This window comes from Sphingobacterium chuzhouense, from assembly GCF_014692525.1.
GTDB classification, from domain to species: Bacteria; Bacteroidota; Bacteroidia; order Sphingobacteriales; family Sphingobacteriaceae; genus Sphingobacterium; species Sphingobacterium chuzhouense.
The window spans coordinates 1,202,324-1,223,708 of the sequence record NZ_JACNYL010000002.1 but is presented as its reverse complement, the minus strand read 5'-3'; the positions used below and the strand labels follow the sequence as shown (position 1 = coordinate 1,223,708).

General features: G+C 41.2%; 14 protein-coding genes and 1 tRNA gene. 7 read left to right on the top strand and 8 right to left on the bottom strand.

Annotation, left to right across the window (positions count from 1 at the left end; genetic code table 11):
- Nucleotides 1-19: 19 nt before the first annotated feature.
- The 4 genes from H8B21_RS11645 to H8B21_RS11630 form a co-directional block, all read right to left on the bottom strand.
- Nucleotides 20-1,840, bottom strand: a complete 1,821-nt coding sequence (locus tag H8B21_RS11645; protein ID WP_190313912.1) for a DEAD/DEAH box helicase — start codon at nt 1,838-1,840, stop codon at nt 20-22.
- Between the two features lie 254 nt (nt 1,841-2,094).
- Entirely contained in the window at nt 2,095-3,453 is a 1,359-nt protein-coding gene (locus tag H8B21_RS11640; protein WP_190313911.1) for an OmpA family protein, read from the bottom strand.
- Between the two features lie 165 nt (nt 3,454-3,618).
- Complete coding sequence (locus H8B21_RS11635; protein ID WP_190313910.1) at nt 3,619-4,479, bottom strand: universal stress protein; 861 nt, start codon at nt 4,477-4,479, stop codon at nt 3,619-3,621.
- 11 nt (nt 4,480-4,490) lie between these two features.
- A complete protein-coding gene (locus H8B21_RS11630) occupies nt 4,491-5,342 on the bottom strand; it encodes a universal stress protein (protein ID WP_190313909.1) in 852 nt (283 codons plus the stop codon).
- Between the two features lie 152 nt (nt 5,343-5,494).
- Here H8B21_RS11630 and alaS point away from each other — a divergent pair, with 152 nt between their 5' ends.
- From alaS to H8B21_RS11615, 3 genes are all read left to right on the top strand, one after another.
- Nucleotides 5,495-8,107: an alanine--tRNA ligase gene (gene alaS, locus H8B21_RS11625; RefSeq protein WP_190313908.1), complete on the top strand. Its 2,613-nt coding sequence runs from the start codon at nt 5,495-5,497 to the stop codon at nt 8,105-8,107.
- 5 nt (nt 8,108-8,112) lie between these two features.
- The gene (locus H8B21_RS11620) at nt 8,113-9,210 is read left to right on the top strand and encodes a TlpA disulfide reductase family protein (RefSeq protein ID WP_190313907.1); all 1,098 of its coding nucleotides are present in this window, start codon (nt 8,113-8,115) and stop codon (nt 9,208-9,210) included.
- Nucleotides 9,211-9,305: 95 nt separating this feature from the next.
- On the top strand, nt 9,306-9,995 hold the full coding sequence (locus H8B21_RS11615) for a response regulator transcription factor (protein ID WP_190313906.1): 690 nt from the start codon (nt 9,306-9,308) through the stop codon (nt 9,993-9,995).
- Here H8B21_RS11615 and H8B21_RS11610 read toward each other — a convergent pair.
- From H8B21_RS11610 to H8B21_RS11595, 4 genes are all read right to left on the bottom strand, one after another.
- Entirely contained in the window at nt 9,992-11,812 is a 1,821-nt protein-coding gene (locus H8B21_RS11610; protein ID WP_190313905.1) for a glycoside hydrolase family 15 protein, read from the bottom strand. The genes H8B21_RS11615 and H8B21_RS11610 overlap by 4 nt on opposite strands.
- Nucleotides 11,809-14,043 carry a bifunctional alpha,alpha-trehalose-phosphate synthase (UDP-forming)/trehalose-phosphatase gene (locus H8B21_RS11605; protein ID WP_190313904.1) on the bottom strand — a complete coding sequence of 745 codons (2,235 nt, stop codon included), beginning with the start codon at nt 14,041-14,043 and terminating at the stop codon, nt 11,809-11,811. The genes H8B21_RS11610 and H8B21_RS11605 overlap by 4 nt, the downstream gene beginning before the upstream one ends.
- A 136-nt stretch (nt 14,044-14,179) precedes the next feature.
- The gene (locus tag H8B21_RS11600) at nt 14,180-14,797 is read right to left on the bottom strand and encodes an HD domain-containing protein (protein ID WP_190313903.1); all 618 of its coding nucleotides are present in this window, start codon (nt 14,795-14,797) and stop codon (nt 14,180-14,182) included.
- Nucleotides 14,798-14,928: 131 nt separating this feature from the next.
- Nucleotides 14,929-15,010, bottom strand: a tRNA-Leu gene (locus H8B21_RS11595).
- Between the two features lie 225 nt (nt 15,011-15,235).
- Here H8B21_RS11595 and H8B21_RS11590 point away from each other — a divergent pair.
- The 4 genes from H8B21_RS11590 (at nt 15,236) to H8B21_RS11575 (ending at nt 21,379) form a co-directional block, all read left to right on the top strand.
- Nucleotides 15,236-15,712 (top strand): hypothetical protein, encoded by a 477-nt coding sequence (locus H8B21_RS11590; protein ID WP_190313902.1) that lies wholly within the window; start codon nt 15,236-15,238, stop codon nt 15,710-15,712.
- Between the two features lie 288 nt (nt 15,713-16,000).
- Nucleotides 16,001-16,612, top strand: a complete 612-nt coding sequence (locus H8B21_RS11585; RefSeq protein ID WP_190313901.1) for an RNA polymerase sigma factor — start codon at nt 16,001-16,003, stop codon at nt 16,610-16,612.
- 78 nt (nt 16,613-16,690) lie between these two features.
- Nucleotides 16,691-17,872 carry a FecR family protein gene (locus H8B21_RS11580; RefSeq protein ID WP_190313900.1) on the top strand — a complete coding sequence of 394 codons (1,182 nt, stop codon included), beginning with the start codon at nt 16,691-16,693 and terminating at the stop codon, nt 17,870-17,872.
- A gap of 192 nt (nt 17,873-18,064) precedes the next feature.
- Entirely contained in the window at nt 18,065-21,379 is a 3,315-nt protein-coding gene (locus H8B21_RS11575) for a TonB-dependent receptor (protein WP_190313899.1), read from the top strand.
- The last annotated feature ends 6 nt before the right edge of the window (nt 21,380-21,385 follow it).

Below are 21,385 nucleotides of genomic sequence, written 5' to 3'. Positions count from 1 at the left end.
TAATGATAAATCGTAATGATTAATATCTAGAGCGAGAAGAAGAAGACTGACGTCTTCCGGAGCGCTCTCCACCACCGAAGCCACCAGAACTACGTCTGTCGCCTCTGAAAGAACCTCCTTTTCTGTCTCTATCTCCACCTCCGCTTCTGCGTCTTCCGCCGCTGTCGCCGCCTCTAGAGCGACCACCGCTGCGGCTTTCGTCGCCAGATACTTCCACGCGAACTGCACGGCCATTGTACTCTGTACCTTGGAAGCCTTCGAATACTTTGTTTACCTCTGCATCTTGTACCTCGAAGAAAGTGAATACACCTTTCATATCGATTTTTCCAACTGACTTTCCGGAGATATTTGCTGCATCACAAATAAGACCGAGCATGTCTCCACGTGAAAACTCATCTACAGAGCCAAGGTTGATGAACAGGCGTGTGTACCCGCTGGAAGCAGTTCTGCTTCTACGATCACCACGTTCCCCGCGATCACCCCGTTCTCCACGGTCGCCATCTCTTTCGCGGGCATCAACGTTCAAGTCTGGCGCGTTTTGGTAATAATCCAAGAAACGGTTGAACTCTAACGAAGCAAAACGTGTAATGATGTCTTCTTTCGACAAATCTTGCATACTTTCCATGATACTTGGAAGGTATGGTGCAATCCGCTCCTCGTTGATCTCTGCATTACGTATTTTATCCGTCATGGCAAGAAGTTGTTTTTCAACGACTTCACCAGCTTGAGGTACTTGTTTCTTTTCAAACTGTTTGCCTATGATTTTCTCGATACGACGGATTTTTCCTAATTCCTTAACGTTGATTAATGAAAGGGAAACGCCAGTCTTTCCAGCGCGAGCCGTACGGCCCGAACGGTGTGTGTAATTCTCAACTTCATCTGGTAAGGAGAAGTTAATAACGTGTGTCACATCGTTCACATCAATACCACGGGCAGCCACGTCTGTTGCAATTAACAGTTGCAAGCTACGGTCGCGGTAACGTTTCATTACCTTGTCACGTTGTTGTTGAGATAAATCTCCGTGCAACGAATCTGCGTTGTAGCCATCTTTCACCAAAGCTTCCGCAATCTCTTGTGTTTCAATCTTTGTACGACAGAACACAATACCGAAAATCTCTGGATAATAGTCTACAATACGCTTGAACGCCGCATATTTGTCTCTAGCCTTAATGACATAATAATGGTGTTCAATGTTTGCATTACCGGTGTTTTTTGTGCCAACGGTAAGCTCTTGAGGGTTGGTCATGTAGTTTTGTGCTATACGACGTACCTCTTTTGGCATAGTTGCTGAAAACAACCATGTTTTCTTTGTGTCGGGCGTTTCCGAAAGAATGTTGTTGATATCCTCTTGGAATCCCATGTTCAACATTTCATCCGCTTCATCCAATACAACATACTTCACATTGGAGAAGTCGATTGCTTTTCTGCCGATGATGTCCAGCATACGTCCAGGAGTAGCTACTACAATCTGTACGCCACGACGAATCTGGCGTAATTGGTCAGAAATATTTGCGCCACCGTAAACGGCAACAACGTGTACATCGTCAATGTACTTAGCAAATTTCTCTAAATCTTTTGCGATTTGTAAGCATAGCTCACGCGTAGGACATAATACTAAAGCTTGCGGGTGCTTTTGAGTAAAGTCGATTAACTCTAAAAGTGGAAGACCAAATGCCGCTGTCTTTCCTGTGCCGGTTTGGGCTAATCCGACAAAATCGTCGTTGCCAGTCAATAAAACAGGAATGGCTTTTTCCTGAATAGGAGATGGTTTCTCAAAACCCATCTCAGTGATGGCATTAACAACTTCATGACGGATCCCCAAGTCTAAAAATGGGTTCATGAAATAAATTATACAATAGGCTCTATTGCCTAAGGCGGTGCAAAGATAGGAATAATATTTGAAATAAAAAAATGGAAAATAAAAATGAGATAAATGGAAAGGACAACGCAATTGCATTGTCCTTTCTTAACTTTTTATGTCGCATCCGGATTTTTGACAATTGCAGAAATCCCATCCTTAGCACGCTCTTCCCTGTCAAACATCCGAAACGACGAGGTTTTTGCTTCTTTTTCACGGGGAAAAAGAAGAAGAAATTAATATAATGTAAATTCTACGCGGCGGTTTTGTTGACGCCCAGCTGCGGTTCCGTTAGTAGCGATAGGTTGTGTCGGACCATAACCGGTCGCTTCAATACGGGAACCATTTGCTCCTTTGGAAACAAGGTAAGCTTTGACAGCTTCGGCACGCTCTTTTGACAAACGCATGTTTGTTTGCATCGATCCCGTATTATCCGTGTGTCCGGCAAGCTTCAGGCTGAAGTTTTTCTCGATAAGTAAGGCAGCTACGCTATTCAAAGAAGGGTAAGAACTGGAACGGATAGTGGATTTCCCTAAATCAAACTCCAGGTTTTTAATCGCTTCATCCACGACTTTTCTATCTTCTTCGGTAACAACAATTTTTTCGATCACCTTAGTTTCATGTTTCAGTTCTGGAAGTGGACAACCAGATCCGTCTACTTTAACGCCGGCAGGCGTATTTGGACATTTGTCGAATTTATTGGCTACACCATCGCCATCGTCGTCTTTCAAATCATCGTTTAAACCGGCCAGCTGAGAAGATAATGCTTGATTTTTCTGTTTTAACGCGTCGTTCTGCGCTTTTAAGTCATCATACTTCGTGCTGTAGTCATTTACCAAGGTAGCTACAGGATTGGAGTTGTTGAGCGCAGGTTTAGAACTATTGCCTAAAGCAATTTCAAGTCCGGCATGTGCATAAGAGAACAGGTCGTTTTTATATTGGCCGCCTCGAGCACCATCGAAATCTTGGTTAGCCCAATTCAGTTGATAACCTAAATCAATGTTGATGCCTCTGGCAACTGCGATCTTAAATCCAAAATCTGCTGGTACATACAGTTTAGTTTGTTTCTCTGCTTTTGTTTCTGTTGCGTTCTCACCAAGTTTGATGGATGTTGTCTCGAAGTTCATGGCGCCTAATCCGATCGCGAAATACGGTTTGATCAAGCTGTTGAAGAAACGCCAGTTGGTGTTGGCCATTGTCCACTCGCCGGATAACGCAGCCGACCAAGGCATTTTAGTTTCGAATTGATTTATGATAACCGAGCTATTGTTAGGGTCTTCCATGGATCCTTTTACCTTGCCACCCATGTATTGAGCCTTAAGACCAAAAGAAGGGGATAATTGTTTTTTGATGTATGCGCTATAACCTAAGTCGTGTTCGATGTGATCAAAACCTCCTCTGTTGAAGCCAAAGATATTGGACTGGTTCAATACACCCGCATTCAGACCTACAGACCATGTTCTATATTGCATTTCAGGACCAAGAGGAGTAGTACCTTCGATACTTCCTTCTTTCTGTGCTTGGGCAACAGATATGCTACCTAATAAGCTGACCATACTGGCGATGGCTACATTTTTTAAGTTAAAATTTTTCATATAAGAAACCTTAATAATTATTTGTGTATTAACAGATATTGCTATGCAATTGTTTTGCCAAAAGTAGGATGGAAAAAAGATTATTGCGCCAGAAACGTGCAGAAAAAAAACTCTTGTAGTATAGACACTACAAGAGAAAGTAACCGATGTAAAATGGGTGATGTTTTATTTGCTACGTACAGGCGCAAATAAAGTCGGAATCGTCATATTGTAAGCCATTTTACGTACAATATTTTCTTCGATGAGCTTTCTGAAAATACTTTTGCGGCTACGGGTAATAAGTAAGAAATCTATCTGCTCGTCGATTAAGACATTGGAGATAGCATGTGATACATTTTCTGCAGCTCGATTGTAAAGCACTTGTGGTTTTATAGTATAGGAAATGTTCTGGACGCCGGTTCGGTTGATTATTTCTTCAATCCAATTTTTGAATTGTGCGTCGATATCGCTGATGCGCCGGTCGTCTTTGTTTACGTAAATCAATACGAGCTCGAAATCATTTCCAATGAGCTTAATAGCTTGCTGGAGCACTTCGATCTCACCTTCTTTAAAATTACAGAGCAAGCCAACCCTGTCTTTCTTGAGTCCTTTCGTATTTTGCGGAACGCCAAGTACAGGGGTCTTGGTATTCAGGATCACATCATAGGTGTTGCTACCTAGAAAGATCGCCTCCAATCCAGAAGAACCTTTCGTTCCCATAACAACTGCATCGTAATTAAACGCGGCGGTTACTTTGCTGATTTCTTCAAACAGGTTGCCTTCTTTAAATATGCTGTTGAATTTGATCCGGGGATATTCATTATGGAGGTTTGTTAAGAGTCTCTCCATATCTTTTTCCGAAATTTTTACCTGGGGGTCTTCTATAGGATAGGCCTGTCGATTTACATACGAATTGGAATGGTGCGTGAAAACATGGATAAGGTCCACTTCTTGTTTACGTTCATTTTGCGAAATGAGCTGACAACCATATCGAATAGCGGTTAGGGAGTCCTCGGAAAAATCAACGGGTATTAATATTTTGTTCATGATATAATTGTTTATAAAGATTTTCCAAAAAAAGCCGGTTTTCGCAGCTTCAATGTCATGGCTTTGGATACCGATGAGGTAAACAATCTTTCAAAAAATGTTTTTCTGGTCTTTGAAACCAAAATAATGTCGATATCTTGCACATCAATCAATTTACTGATAACCTCCGGTATGGTATCTTGATCCTTGTCTTCTTTTAAAGTCGGCGCTATTAGTTTGTTCGTTTGTCGTACAGCAGAAAACTCGTCTACATTAAATCCCCAAGAATCTAATCGGTTGTTTACCGAGGTCACACTTTCACTTTCCTTATATACATGTATAAGAGCTACGTCAATCTCCTGTTTAAAAATATGAACAAACTCTTGAAGCGTGGTTAGCTCTTCCTGTTTGAAATTAGTTAGTAACCCCACCTTTTTTATTTCTGTCGTAATCTGTTCGATATTCGGTATGACAATGACCGGAATAGGTGATTTTGCTACAATCAACGCCGTATTGCTTCCCCAGAATATATTTTTATTTGCCGATGCCCCCGTGGTACCCATCGCGATAGCGACATAATCCTCTCTTTTTGCCAGCTTGGGGAGTGCCTCCTCCAAAAGGCCACGGTCATTATTATAAGATATCGAGATGTCGGGATATTGTGCCTGAAGCCTGCCTACCCATTCCTTAATAGTAAGGTCGGCTTTTAATAAATCAGATTCCTCACGGCCTTCGTCCAATTCGTTCTCGTCAAAACCCGATGAAACTGCCGTATAAAAATGAATAATGTGCAAACTATAGTGATACTTTTTTGCAATTTCCGCAGCATATCGGGCAGCCAAGAATGCGTTTTCCGAAAAGTCAGTTGGTACTAAAATTTTCATTAATATAAGTTGATGTTACTGTATAAAAGTACAAATAATAAGTGGTTTTAAGAATTTAAAGTTCGTGATTATACAGGTAGAATACTATGCATTGTGAGAGCAAGCATTTTTAGCTATTTTTGTACCTCGAAAATAAGTATATATAGGATTCCATGACCAGTAAAGAAATACGCGAAGCTTTTTTAAGTTTTTTTAAGGATAAATTCCATCACATTGTACCATCAGCTCCGGTTGTTGTCAAAAATGATCCCACCCTGATGTTTACCAACGCGGGGATGAACCAGTTCAAAGAGATTTTTTTGGGGGAGGTACCTCCAAAATATCCCCGTGTGACGGATACACAGCGATGCCTGCGCGTATCGGGAAAGCACAACGACCTGGAAGAGGTCGGTATCGATACCTATCACCATACGTTGTTCGAAATGTTGGGCAACTGGTCCTTTGGTGATTATTTTAAGAAAGAGGCGATTGCCTGGGCCTGGGAATTGCTGACAGAGGTATATAAACTGGACAGGGACCGTCTATACGTGACGATCTTTGAGGGTGATGCGAAAGAGGGGCTGGAGCGGGATGCGGAGGCTTACGACCTATGGAAAAACCATGTATCGGAAGACCGGATCCTATTGGGGAACAAGAAAGATAATTTCTGGGAAATGGGGGAGACCGGGCCGTGCGGTCCGTGTTCGGAAATCCATTATGATATGCGCCCGGAAGAAGAGCGTGGAGCGGTAAGGGGGCAGGACCTGGTCAATGCGGATGATCCACAGGTCATCGAGATATGGAACCTGGTATTTATGCAGTTCAACCGACTGAAGAGCGGAAAACTGGAGCCGCTGCCCGCTAGGCATGTCGATACGGGCATGGGATTTGAACGCCTGGTACGTTCTATCCAGGGCAAGACCTCCAATTATGATACCGATGTTTTTCAGCCTATTATACAGTTTATTGCGGATAGGGCCGGAACAAAGTACGGTGCCGATGAAAAGACGGACATCGCCATGCGCGTACTGTCCGACCATATACGTGCGGTGAGTTTCGCTATCGCAGACGGACAGCTGCCCTCCAATAACAAGGCGGGCTACGTTATCAGGCGTATATTGCGCAGGGCGGTACGCTATGCCTACACTTTCCTTGGATTCAAAACGCCGTTTATCAACGAACTGGTACCGCTTTTGGCAAAGCAATTTGAAGGTGTGTTCGATGAGCTTATCCAGCAGCAAAGCTTCGTGCAGAAAGTGGTCCTGGAAGAGGAGGTCTCCTTTTTACGTACGCTTACCACGGGTATCCAGCGATTTGAGAACTACGTCGCAGAACACACGGCGATCGATGGCGATTTCGCCTTCGAACTGTTCGATACCTACGGTTTCCCGATTGACCTTACGGGGTTATTGGCACGTGAAAAAGGGCTTGAGGTGGATATGGAGGGTTTCCAGCGCGCCCTACAGCAGCAGAAGGAACGTTCGCGTGCCGCCACGGCGATCGATACGGGCGACTGGGTCACGGTATCGGAAGGGGATGAGACGGAGTTTGTGGGGTATGACTGTCTGGAAGCGACCGCAAGGATTTTAAAATATAGGAAGGTAACATCAAAGGGTAAGCACCAATATCAACTTATCCTATCCGTTACACCATTTTATGCCGAAGGCGGGGGGCAGGTAGGGGATTCAGGTATGCTGGTTTCCGACGCCAACGAAAAGATTTATATTACCGATACCAAAAAGGAAAATGGTCTGACCGTGCATTTTGTGAACGAACTTCCACCTGTGCTGGAAGGTGATTTCAAAGCGGTTGTGGATAAGCATAAGCGGCTTGATTCCGAAAGCAACCACTCGGCTACGCATCTGTTGCATGCTGCCTTAAGGCAGGTACTGGGAGATCATGTTGATCAAAAGGGTTCATTGGTCTCACCGGATATCCTGCGTTTCGACGTTTCACATTTTGCGAAGATCACGCCGGAGGAACAAAAACAGGTGGAGGATATCGTCAATGCGAAAATAAGGGAGAATATCCAGCTGAAAGAAGAACGGCAGGTGCCATATCAGAACGCGATAGATGCCGGTGTCCGGGCATTGTTTGGCGAAAAATATGGCGATTATGTGCGTGTTATTACGTTTGACGATGCTTTCTCAAAAGAGCTCTGCGGGGGCACACATGTACAGAGCACGGGCCAGATCGGTTTTTTTAAGATTATTTCGGAATCTGCCGTAGCTGCGGGTGTCCGCCGTATAGAAGCGATTACGGGATCAAAGGCGGCTGCGGTTATCCGTGAACAGTTTGAACTGGTGGATAAGATGCGGGAACTGATGAACAATCCGAAAGATTTCGTGTCGACGGTGGAGAAGGTGCTGAATGAGAACCAGGAACTAAAAAAGGCCATTGAGAACCATATCCGTGAAAAATCCCTACAGATGAAAAAGGAGTTGGAAGAGAAAGTGGAACAGGTGGATGGTGTGAACTTCCTTTCCTTGGTGGTCGATCTGCCGAGCATAGATGCGGTGAAGACGTTGGCTTATGCCTTAAAAGGCGCACTGGACAACGCATTTGTTGTTCTGGGAGCGGCTATTGATGGAAAGCCAAGCTTGACGGTTATGATTTCTGATGACTTGGCAAAGGAGCGGGGATGGAACGCCGGTGCAATCGTTAAGGATCTGGCAAAAGATATCCAGGGCGGGGGAGGCGGACAGCCGTTCTTTGCTACGGCTGGTGGAAAGTTGGTTGAAGGGCTTCCGAAAGCGATTGCACGAGCAAAGGATTTTGTAAAATAATAGAAATGAAAAGAGCGATAGTTTTACTTATTGTATTGATAACAGCATTAAGTTGGGGATGTTCGAATAATGATGTGATTCATGTTTCGGGACATATCGACAACCCTGGGAATGTAAAGACTGTTGCCTTTTACGAAGGCGATAGAAAACTGGATTCCGTTTATCTTGCAGACGGGAATAAATTTAAATTTGAACGCCAGGCTACGCAGCCTCGCTTACTTTCCATCGCAATAGGAAACAATAAATACCCTGTTATTTTGACTCCCGGTGAACCCTTGAAATTTGTAGCCGACATGCATAGTCCTGAGGATTATCAAATAGAAGGTTCCGAATTGAGTTCGGCCTTAAAGGACTTTGCTCCTTATCAACGTCGTAAAGAATTTGTCCAAGATTCCTTACAAGGTGCATTTGCTAAAGCGACTTTAAATAAATCGGCAGAGGAAATTGAAAGCCTACGCTTTGATTATTTAACGGAATTTAAATCGAAATTGTCAGCTTATACGGAGCATGCGGTAGCGTTTGCGGAACAAAATAAAAATCTTGCTGGGTTTTATGCTATTAGCACATTAGACCCGGAAATTGCTGAAGCGGAGATTATTGCTTATGCAGATGAAATTGAAGATAAATTTACGGATAATCGGTATGTCTCCCAATTTAAGGAGGAAACCAAAAAACTAAAAAGATTGGCTGTGGGACAGCCGGCGCCGGAAATTGAATCATTTACGCCGAATAACAAAACCGTGAAACTCTCCGATTTTAGGGGACAATATGTATTGGTAGATTTTTGGGCATCTTGGTGTGCCCCGTGTAGGCAGGAGAATCCCAATATTGTAAAACAATATCATGCATTTAAAGACAGGGGATTTACTGTGTTAGGTGTGTCACTGGATAATAATCCAGGCAGCTGGATGCGTGCTATCGAAGCAGACAATTTAGCGTGGACTCAGGTCTCTGATCTACAGGCATGGAACTCAGATTTGGTCGTAAACTATCGTATCAAAGCGATTCCTGCATCTTATTTAGTAGATCCTGATGGAAAGATACTGGCAAAAAATTTAAGGGGAAAGGCCTTAGAAGAGTTTTTGCAGCAAACTTTAAATTAAGAAGATATTGAACAACTGTTAAGTAGTTAACAATTTGATAACACAGCCTTAACTTTGTTTTACCATTTAGTACATAATTTAGCAAAAAAACAACAATGAATGCCAATCAAAAAATACTAGTGGTAGATGACGAACGGGATATTGTCGACTTAATATCCTACAGTCTGACGAAAGAAGGTTATCAGGTTTATCAAGCATACAATGGTAAGGAAGGTATAGAGATAGCAAAGCAGGTTACTCCAGATCTAATCATTTTAGACGTCATGATGCCAGAAATGGATGGTATTGAGGCATGCCGGTTGATGCGTTCTATGCCGGAATTCAAACAGACATTCATGGTTTTTCTTACTGCCAGAAGCGAAGAATATTCGGAAATAGCCGGCTTTAATGTCGGAGCTGACGACTACATTGCAAAACCCATTAAACCTCGTGCTTTAATGAGCCGCATCAATGCTATATTGCGGCGTAATAATACCGATTCGGGAATCGACCAAGCAGATAAATTGGAAATTTTGGATCTGGTGATCGATAGGGATTCTTTTTTAGTATATCGCGATGGTGAAAAAATCGTTTTAGCAAAGAAAGAATTTGAATTGCTTTATCTTTTGGCTTCCAAACCTAACAAGGTATTTACTAGAGAACAGATACTAAAAGCCATTTGGGAAGATTCTGTCGTAGTCACCAATCGAACCATCGACGTGCATATCCGCAAACTTCGCGAAAAAATCGGAGATCATTATGTCTCGACTGTGAAAGGGGTAGGATATAAATTTGAGGTGGCCTAGCCACCCCCTGATTCATATAAACTATCGAAGAAAGTAGGCTTATCCAATTTCACGGAAATACGATAAGCCGCATTTATTAAACCTACGTGGCTGTAGGCTTGCGGGAAATTACCCCATTGTGAGCCGTCGTCTTCGTGGACATCTTCACTGAAAAGCATGAGATGATTCGCAAAGGATAGAAGTTGTTTGAATACTTCTTCTGCCTCTTCTAAACGACCAACACAGGCCAACGCTTCAACATACCAGAACGCACACACCAAAAATGTTGATTTTGGTTTCCCAAAGTCGTCTTTATGCAGATAGCGATAAAATAGGCCATGTTTGCCTTTTAATTCCTGTTCCAGTTGTTCGAGATGTTTCTTGGCTTTCTCTGATGAGGGGTCTAAATAATTCATCATAATAAGCTGTAGCGTAGATGCGTCCAGACTTTCGCTTTCGGTAGCATTAGTATACACGTTTCTCTCCGTATCGTAACAACTCTCTATATGCTCTGCCGCGCGTTCACGAAGCGTATTCGCCTCTTGTTCCATGTCTTGAAAACCATATTGTTTAGCAATTTTCAATGCTGCGGTAGCACCCGCCCATTGGAACAAATTGGAGTAACAGTGTCGGTTCTGAAAATTCCTAAACTCCCAGATTCCCGCATCTTTCTCATCAATGGTCTGCGCCATTTTCTGGAGAATAAGGTATGTCCATGATTTTGCGGCATGTAGGTTCTGATGACGAAAGCGGTGGTCAGAAAACAATGGAAGCAAGGCGATAAGAGCTTGTCCGTATACATCATTCTGGATGTGTTCCGAAGCTTGATTGCCGACACGGATAGGTTTATTCCCCAAATACCCTTCCAGATACGGGATGGTATACTCTTCTAAGTCTGATTGTCCCATGATACCGTAGAGCGGCTGTAACCTGCCAGTATCATTTTGGGTAATATTGGCGATATAGGAAGCATATTTCTCCATTTCCTCAAACTGCCCTAAGTGGCTAAGTGCAGTTAGTACATAATAGCTATCACGCAACCAACAAAACCTATAGTCCCAATTACGTCCAGATCCAGGGTATTCGGGCAGACTCGTGGTGCTTGCGGCAATGATAGCTCCGGTATCCTCATATTGATGGAGCTTTAGCGTAAGAGCTGAACGTATTACTTCTTTTTGATAAAAAGCTGGTATGGACGCGTTCTTCACCCATTTATGCCAATATTCCTTGGTACGCAGGAGAAAATCTTCAGCGGTGCGCATAATGGGTGCCTCAAAGGGATTTCCAAACGTTAATATCAAATAAATAGGTTGGCTTAGAACATGTGTGGTATCATCGAAAAAATGACTGATGGGCATATTGGTCGCCAAGCGTATTTTGGTATTTTGCAGCTCAAATTGAACATGATTACTGCCCCGATGTTTTTGGAATGTTTTAGCTCCATATTCGTAAGTAGGATCACACACCACACGGATTTTGGGATTACCACGCATTGACTCAATCTTTCTGATGAGCATTAAAGGTTTAAAATATCGTTCATATTGCTCAAAGCGCGGAGCAAAATCAGTGACTTGATAAACACCATCTTTTGTTTGTATTTCGGTACACAAAATATTGGTATTCTCCAGATAGAATTGCTTACTGTTTATTGTCTCTTCGGTTGGTACAACGCAGAATGTTCCACCAAGTTTTTTATCCAGTAAGCCGCCAAATACAAAAGAGTCTTGGAAGGAAGGCCAACATAACCAGTTAACATTGGTATCCTTTTCGATATGTGCGATATACGCGCAGTTGCCTATAATGCCGGAGTTATATCTGTGTCTTGTCGTTTGGTTCATATATGTATCGTTTGACCGGAGTTATTGTTTTTTTGTTCTGATTCGATTTTTTCTACAAAATAATGCACGAGTTTCACTGCTTCTTCCTGACTTTCTACATAAAACTGTGCTTCTGATTTTTTATTGCCTACTTTTACCGTAAAAGCGCCGGTAGGAAGTTCGATGAACATATCTTCATCCGTCACATCGTCACCGATAGCGAAAATAAAATCAGGCTTATAGTCTTTAACAATTTCCAAGGCAGCCATACCTTTATTTACCTCGCCATTTTTTACTTCAATTACTTTGTCACCTTGAAGTAGTTGTAATCCGTGATGCGGGATTAGATAACGCAGTGAATCGACGAGTTCTTGTGAGCGCAGTTGGCCTAGTCCTTGTTGTGCCTTTCTATAATGCCATGCCAGAGAGTATGTTTTTTCTTCGATGGATGCGCCAGCGGTGATGTTGGCAAATTTTATCATGATATGTTTTACCGGGATTTTCCATCGGGTAGAAAGTTGGGATCGAGGTATCCATTTGTAGGCGGGGTAATTCGTCCATGCGCCGTGTTCAGCTACCAAATAATAGTCCTTGTCGCCAAACCAACGCTCTAACGTCTCCCGTGGACGCCCGCTGATGATAACGATTTGATTTGCATCATCCGACTGTAATTTCTCTAAAATACTGTATAATCCAGTCGTCGGAACGGCGGCGTCGGCATCTTTATGGAAACCGATTAGTGTACCGTCGTAATCGAGAAAGAACAGGCGTTTTTTACTATTCTGGTATGCATTAAAAATCGTTTCCCTGACTTCATCACGTACCTTGCGCGACATTTCATTTCTCTGGATAATTTTAATTTCGCGCAATCGGTTAAAAAACAGTTTGACCCAATGGTTGATGTTGAATTTCCTGACAATTTCAATACTGTCATCCATCCGTTTCCGTTGTTCTTCTTTAGGCATTTGCAAAGCTTGGGCAATGGCATTGCTAATTTCATCGATAGCGTTTGGATTGATTTGAATGGCATCTACCAGTTCTTTGGAAGCACCTGCTAATTCGCTTAAGATTAATACGCCCAAACTATTTTCTTTACTGGCAATATATTCTTTGCAAACCAGATTCATGCCGTCCCGAAGCGAAGTGACTAAACATATATCAGCAGCAGTATAAAGAGCGGATAACTCTTCGACCGGATACGTGTTGTAATAATAGGCAATAGGTGTCCATTCGTTTGTGCCGTATACGGCATTGATATGCCCAGCCATCCTGTCTATTTCATCACGAAGCCGCTTATATTGTGGCACGGTATCTCTGGAAGGCACGACCAACATATATAAAACAACCTGGTTATGGTATTCCGGCCAGTTGATCAGGAAGTTTTCAAACGCATGCAGCCGTTCCAATATACCTTTACTATAATCCAGTCGGTCGATAGAGAGAATGATTTTGCGGTTTTGATACTGTTCTTTCAGGGATTTCACCCGGACTTGGACTTCTGAACTTTGCGCAAGAGAGCTGAATTTATTATAGTCTATGCCCATTGGGTAGACTTCTACATAGACACTCCGGTCGCCCACTTGCAAAGAATTGTTTTTTATAGTGAGCCCTATAATGTGGGTACAGGCGTTTAAGAAATGCTGCGTATCGTTATAAGTGTGGAAAGCGATTAGGTCAGCACCTAAAACGCCTTCCAATAATTCATTTCGCCAGGGGATACATCGAAAAATTTCGTCGGGGGGGAAGGGGATATGCTGAAAATAACCGATGGATATTTTTTCGTCGTCCTGTCGGATCAATTTCGGAAGCAACATCAACTGGTAATCATGGATCCATATTTCATCTTTAGCGTCGAGCTGCTGTTTCCAGATGGTGTCACAGAATACTTGGTTTACCTCTTTATAATATTGCCAGTTTTCTTGTTTATATACAGCGTAGGACAGTCGATGGTGGAAGATAGGCCACAACACTTCGTTTGAAAAACCTTCATAATATCCTTCTATCTGCGCTGTGGTGAGAAAAACAGGAATAAGGTTTAATTCTTTTAATTTTTCCTTGATGATTTCCTTTTCTTCTTCGGAATCAGGGATGTATCCTGGCCATCCGATCCATATATTGTTGTCTTTTTTATAAATAGAGCCTAGTCCCGTTGCTAGACCTCCTTCGCTCGGAATAAATTTAAGCTCGTTATCGTGTTTTTCAATTCGTACTGGTAATCTATTTGATATAATTATTGTTCTTTTTTTATACATGTAGATGTTTTATTATAAAATTATAATATAGGGAAAAAACTTCTAAAAAGCTAATAAGAAGCCGTAAGAATAACGGATGGAGGGGGAAATTGTTTTGGGAAATTGTTATATTAACGACGTTATAAACGGAATACGTTTATAATCTTTCTATTTCCTTAAGTATATTTTTTCTGGCCTGATGTTCGTATCTGTCCTGAAAGAAATTAGTCTTAAATATTTCTGTTAAATGAAGCAAATGTGTCAGTACTTTTTTTCTCCCCTGTTTATAAACGGCTTCAGAATAAATAGCGTATTCTTTTCGTATTTGGCTACTGTAGAGCAGGTATTTTTCCCAAGGTTTTCCTAATACACATAGATCTGCATCGAGTAGGAAATTGGTGTCCATATCATTAGACTTCTCGTGAGTTTTAGTCGCTATGATTTGTTTCGATATGAGATGGATTTTTTCCGCTGGAATACGTAGCTTTTCAAGCTGTTGTTGAGCGCTATCGGCACTTTTTTCTTCGTTATCTACCGCTGTAGGATTGTATATGATATCGTGATAGAAAACGGATAAAAGCAGCGAATCTCTGTCTTGAATTTTATGTTTTACGGGATTTAGTGCGATAATCATCTCTTCCAGATGATTTAGATTGTGGTAGAATCTCCCCTTTGCCGTATAACATTCTTTAAGCGCTTTCCAGCAGCTCTCTATTAGCTGGTCATCGTTTGCATATTTAGACGCTATATCGTGAAATTTCTGCTTTAATTGCACATTTATTTCTTTTTGTTTAAAAATACAAAATATGCACGGATTATAATATGACTCTCAATACTTCTCGTTAGTCGGCGGCTGTTGATACAAACTTGAGAGCCCTTCTACCATTGATAGAAGGGCTCTCTTAGTACCCAGCGCCGGAGTCGAACCGGCACATCCGAAGATATTGGTGTTTGAGACCAACGCGTCTACCAATTCCGCCAGCTGGGCTTGCTGTATCCTTGTTTGACGATGCAAATATAGGAGATGTTTTAGGTTTTCCAAAAAATATTTTTACAGTTTTTACAAACTGACTGATTTTAACTTATTTATTTTTCTCATATAACTTTTGCTGTTAACATTATTTAACGGCTTAGCATTAAACGTTTCTTCCGTTCCGGAATCTACTACTATAAAGAAACTGAAACAGCATTAAATAATTAAAAAGGAAATATTATGAAAAAGACATTATCATTAGCCGTATTGTTTGTGGGAATTAGTTTAGCCACATTCGCGCAGGAGCAGAAAGATACAGAGCGTTCCTTTAAGAGAGAGCGTAAACATCCTCGGACGGAGCGAAAAATAACAAATCGCACTCCTGAGGAGATGGCAAAGGTAAAAACGGAGCAATTAGATAAGCGTTTGAAATTTACTGACGCACAGCGCACCGAAGTATATAGTGTTCAATTGGAACAAGCAAAACAAGCAGTTGCCCATCGGGATGAGATGAAAAAACTGCAAAGCAAATGGCGTGAAGAAATGAAAGATTCTCAGAAAAAAATGGGAGAGATATTGACGCCAGAGCAACAACAACAATTGAAAGAAAGCTATGCGCAACGTCGTAAGGGAAAATTTAGAGGAACAAAAGGCGAATTTAGAAAAAGAGGAATGATAGAAAAACAAATGCCTGGTACAGAAAATAAGGAAGGCTAATATCGTAGATGTTTTTATGTAGTTTAGTTTTGTGTTAGCGAACAAGGGGGACAATTGTCCCCCTTGTTTTTTTATGTTGTTGATATATATTTGTTACTTTAATATCAGTTAAGTATGTTTGTGTTTAACCAGCATTTGATAAACCTGCTGAATAGCATAATGGAAATATAGGGATGTTTAATGGTATGAAATAAACATGAATTATTTGTTATATTTTACATCATGTTATCATTTTAATTTTGTTTACTATTACCTTTGATAAGACAGTGTTACAGTTTGACGGAATCGATGAAAAATACTGATATTACACGTAACATCTCAACTAAAACGGACGAATTTGTTTTGGTCAACGCTTTGCAGTGTGGTGAAGAAGAGGGTTTGGTCGGTATTTATCGGCTCTATAATAAGCAGATTTTGTTTTTTGCACAAAAATATGTCAAAAATTATCAAATAGCCGAAGAAATTGTTGCCGATGTTTTTGTGAAACTTTGGGAACGGCGGACATCATTTTCAAGCCTAAACCGTATCCGTGCATTTCTATATATTGCCACAAAGAACAGATGCTTAAATCAACTCCGTGGAATAAACCATTATGAATCAATTGATGACATAGGTAATTATGAGGAACTGCCGTATGAGGATGCGGATGCTTTTACAAAAATTGTTCGTACGGAATTATTGAGTATAATTTATGGTGAAGTACAGAAATTACCTGAAAAACAACGAGAAGTTTTTAATAAGACATTTCTAGAAGATAAAACAGCGGAAGATATCGCTAAAGAAATGAACATGGCTCTCCATGCCGTATATACAAATAAATCAAGGGCTTTAGCGGCATTAAGGCAAAGCCTGCGCTTGAAGGACTCTTTATTTCTTCTAGCGTTACTCTCTGCATTATAATATGCTACTCTCAATTTTTTTATTTTTTTTATGTAAGATATTCCCAATTGCTGTGTTTTCATATTAAACACGCGCTATATGCAAAGGATAGATCATATTGTAAACCTTTTAAAAGACTACCTTCTGGGCGACATAGACGAGCAACGCACGGCAGAAATCGAACGGTTGTTTTTAGAATACCCACGTCTCAAAGAAATCATTGAAGAGCTGAATAGCGAAGAGGAATTACAGGAAGCACTATGTACCTATGAAGAACTTTATACCGATGCCTTTCGTGAAAGAGAAGAACGTGTATTAAATAACATACTTTTCCAGGTAAAACATCGATCATCTATATGGAGAACACGTTTATTATGGAGGCGTTTAGCTATCTATTCTTCTGCAGCGGCTATCATCGTACTGGCGTTGTTTGCAAGCATAATATGGAGACAAAGGATTGTAGAGCCAAAAACCACCGAAGAAATGATAAATGCTTTTACACCTGGCGGAAATAAAGCTTCATTAACATTATCTAACGGACGACAGATAAATTTGAGTGATGCTTATTCTGGTATCGTCATAGATGGTCAAATAGGTTATCAAGATGGTTCTTCCCTTTTCGATGAAGGTAGTGTGGCGGAAGATGAAATGCTGACACTTTCTACACCCCGAGGAGGACAGTACCAAGTAACGCTTTCCGATGGGACGAAAGTATGGCTAAATGCAGAAAGTAAATTACATTATCCATATCGATTCTCAAAAGATATACGGACTGTGGAGTTAGAGGGGGAGGCTTATTTTGAAGTGGCTCATCTAAAAGGCTCACCTTTTATCGTAAAAACTTCAAAAGAGAAAGTAGAGGTGTTGGGAACACATTTTAATGTCAATTCTTATCAAGCGGATATAAATTCAACGGTAGCTCTTTTGGAGGGCAAAGTAAAAGTATCATCGGGCGAAGATTATGCCACTGTTTTAAAGCCTGGGCAGCAAAGTGTGATGAGAAAAGGAAAGATGGAAATTCAAACCATCAACGTTGACGAATGCGTAGCATGGAAAAATGGGGAATTTATGTTTAATAATGAAACACTAGAAAATGTAATGAAAAAAGTGGCGAGATGGTATGATCTGGATATCGAGCTTTCTAGTAACCTTAAACATGTAGAGATATGGGGCTCCGTGTCAAGATACGACAATTTTAATACTGTATTGAAGCTGATAAAAATGACAGATGATGGAATTCGTTTCGAAGTAACAGGAAGGAGGGTGAGATTTGTGAAATAAGAATACCTTTTAAATGGAAAATTACCGGGAAAGCTGGCACTAACCCGGTAGTATAGTTCCTAGCCTTAAATAAGTTAAATGAGACAGATTTAATAAACTAAAAACCAAACAAATGTAATGAAAAATTATGTTTTATCGAGGGGGGCACGCCTTTTCTTTCCTCCCAAAAAGTATCTCTTAATCATGAAGTTAATGATGATGTTTCTTCTCTGTATGGTTGTCCAGTTGCAAGCTAGCAGCTTAGCGCAAACCGTGACCATTGAGAAAAAGAAAGTAACCTTTGTTGATATCCTGCGGGAGATTAAAAGGCAAACAGGGTACACGGTTATATGCAACAGTGATATTGTGAATAATACCGGAGTTACGGATGTACAGCTAAAAAATATACCGCTTGAACAAGCACTGGACATGCTGCTGGCTCCAAAACAACTAAGCTATTATATAGAAGGAAAATCTATTGTGGTGAAGAAGGAAGGCAAATCGCGTTATATAGAAAAAGAAGATGATATAGAACAGGTGAACCAGCAGTCCCGAAAAATTGAAGGACAGGTAACGGATGAAAATGGAGTTCCGCTTTCAGGCATCAGCATACAACTCAAAGGAACAACAAACGGCACGAGTACAGGGGAAAACGGACGTTATGCTATGGAAGTTCCGTCTCTTTCCGGCACGCTGGTATTTAGTGCTGTCGGATTTAGGCAACAGGAAATCCCTATACAGGGAAAAACGTCAATTAATATTACACTGTCTTCTACAAGCGGCGATCTAGATGAAGTAGTAGTAGTAGGATATGGTACGCAAAAAAAAGTAAATATTACGGGATCTATTTCGGTAGTAGACAGCAAGCAACTCGAAAACCGTCCGATTACCAATGCTTCTCAAGCGTTGCAGGGTGTGCAGGGAGTGTATGTTAATCAAGCGGGGGGACGACCTGGAGCTGATGGTGCGAGTATTAGAATCCGAGGCATTGGCACTATTGGCGGAGGAGGAAAGTTAAACCCTCTTGTATTGGTAGACGGTGTAGAAATGCAATTTAGAGATGTAAATCCAAATGACATCGAGAGTATCAGTGTTCTTAAAGATGCCGCTTCTACAGCAATTTATGGATCTAGGGCAGCAAATGGAGTGATCCTAATCACGACGAAACTTGGAAAGCAGGAGCGTACAGCTATTGATTATAATGGTTACGCCGGCGTACAAAATGTTACCTATCTTCCGGATCCAGTAGATAATTCGGCAACATTTATGGAGTTATATAATCAGGCTATGGTAAACCAAGGAGGAAACCCATATTATTCTGATGATTTGATTCAGGAATTTAAAAATAATCCGACTAGTATATTGCACCCAAATACCAATTGGATGAAAGAATTATTTAAACCAGCATTGATTCACGAACACAACCTTCGATTTTCTGGGGCAACATCCAAAACGAAATATAATCTTTCTGGGGGATTTATGAATCAGGATGGGGTTTTGAAAGATATGACGGGCGCTAAGAAATATAATATTAATTTACGTGTCCAAACTGAAGTAAGTGACCGTTTTGGTATAGACGGGGGAATCATCGCTAGTCGATGGGATGTAGAAGAGCCATCAGAAGGTATCGGAACTGCTATGAATCGAATTATGCGGATGGTGCCGGTTCAACCTTACGGGAAAATGGAAAATGGAAACTGGCCAGATAGCTGGGTATTAACACCTGGACAAAATTCTTTTCAAAATCCATTAGTGCTGGCAGAGGATAATTACAGGAAAGAAGGGACTAATCGTATCATGGCTAACCTGGCAGCGCATTTTAACTTTACGGAGAAAATACAGTATCAGGCAAGAGGATCGATTAATTATGGTAGTCTCTTGCGTAAGAGTTTTGCTCCAGTGGTGTGGTTGCATGATGTGAAAACCGGTGAACCCACGCGAAATCCGTGGAGTACGACAGGGTATAAAACCCAATACCAAGAAAGTGACCAACGACTTAATTTTACCCATACCCTGAGGTTTGAGGAAAATATAAACGACCAACATAACTTCGCTGCTTTGCTTGGACATAGTATCGAGAAATTCAATACCGAAAATTTTGAAGCGCAGAAAACAGGTTATTTAGATGGTGATTTGGATGAACTCAACGCAGGAACGAGAGACCCTTTTGTGTCGGGCACGACGACCGTCGACGCTTTAATATCTTATTTTGTTCGTTTACAATATGCTTACAAAGACCGGTATCTCTTTGAAGCAAATAGTAGATATGACGGTTCGTCTAGATTTGCAAAGGGAAATAAATGGGGTCTCTTTCCTTCCTTCTCTGCGGGGTGGCGGGTTTCTGAAGAATCTTTTATGTCGGAAGTAAATTGGTTAGATGAACTTAAAATACGCGGCTCCTGGGGACAGATCGGAAATCAAGAAATAGGTAGATTCCAATACGTGAACGCTGTATCTGTTGGATATGGTTACCCTTTCGGTGGAGTTTATAACGGTGGTGGAACGGCGGTAGTACAGTATCGCGATCCTAGATTGAGATGGGAAACGACTACCATGTGGAACATTGGATTGGATTGGAGTTTATTGGGCGGAAAGTTCACGGGAGAATTAGAATACTTCCATAAGAGAACCGACGATATCCTTCGAGATGTCACATTGCCATCTCAAGTGGGATCGTTAGCGGGACCGGTTAGCAATATAGCGACAGTAGACAATAGAGGGTTTGAGATAGGATTAAACTATAATGATCGTATCGGAGACAATTTTAATTATACAATCGGGGGGCATATCAGCCATGTTAAGAATAACGTTGTTGATTTGAAAGGAGAGGAAATTATTAGTGGAGCGAGGATTACCACAGAGGGATCGCCTATTGATTCATGGTATGTCTTACAGACGGATGGGCTATTCCAAACGGATGAGGAAGTCGCTAATTATCCGACTATAGCAGGTCGAGTGGGGCCCGGAGATATAAAATATGTAGATCGTAATAACGACGGTGTCATTGATGGCAACGACAGATATATTGCCGGTGGTACCTTCCCGAATTATACATATGGGTTCAATATAGGATTCAGCTATAAATCGTTATCTGTGAATACAATGTGGCAAGGCATCAGTGATATTTTTGTTAGGCCGAACAACAACATGGCATCTCCATTTAATAATGGTGCTGGTATAACAAAGGAATGGCTTACTGATTCTTGGACGCCGGAAAATAGAAATGCTAGATTACCAAGAGTTACCGCACGCAATCAATATACTGCCGAAAACTTCTCAGATTCAGATTTTTGGTTAGAAGATGCTTCCTATTTGAGATTGAAAAATATACAGATAAACTATTCGTTAAGTCCAGCATTCAATAAGCGATTGGGATTGAGTCGAGCAACTGTTTTTATCAATGCACAGAATCTTCTGACCTTTACAGCGGTTAAATCTTTTGACCCGGAAAGGGATATTTTAGCCACCAATATCGATCAATATCCGAGTGTAAAAATGATGACGATGGGTTTAAACCTTACATTATAAGAGAAA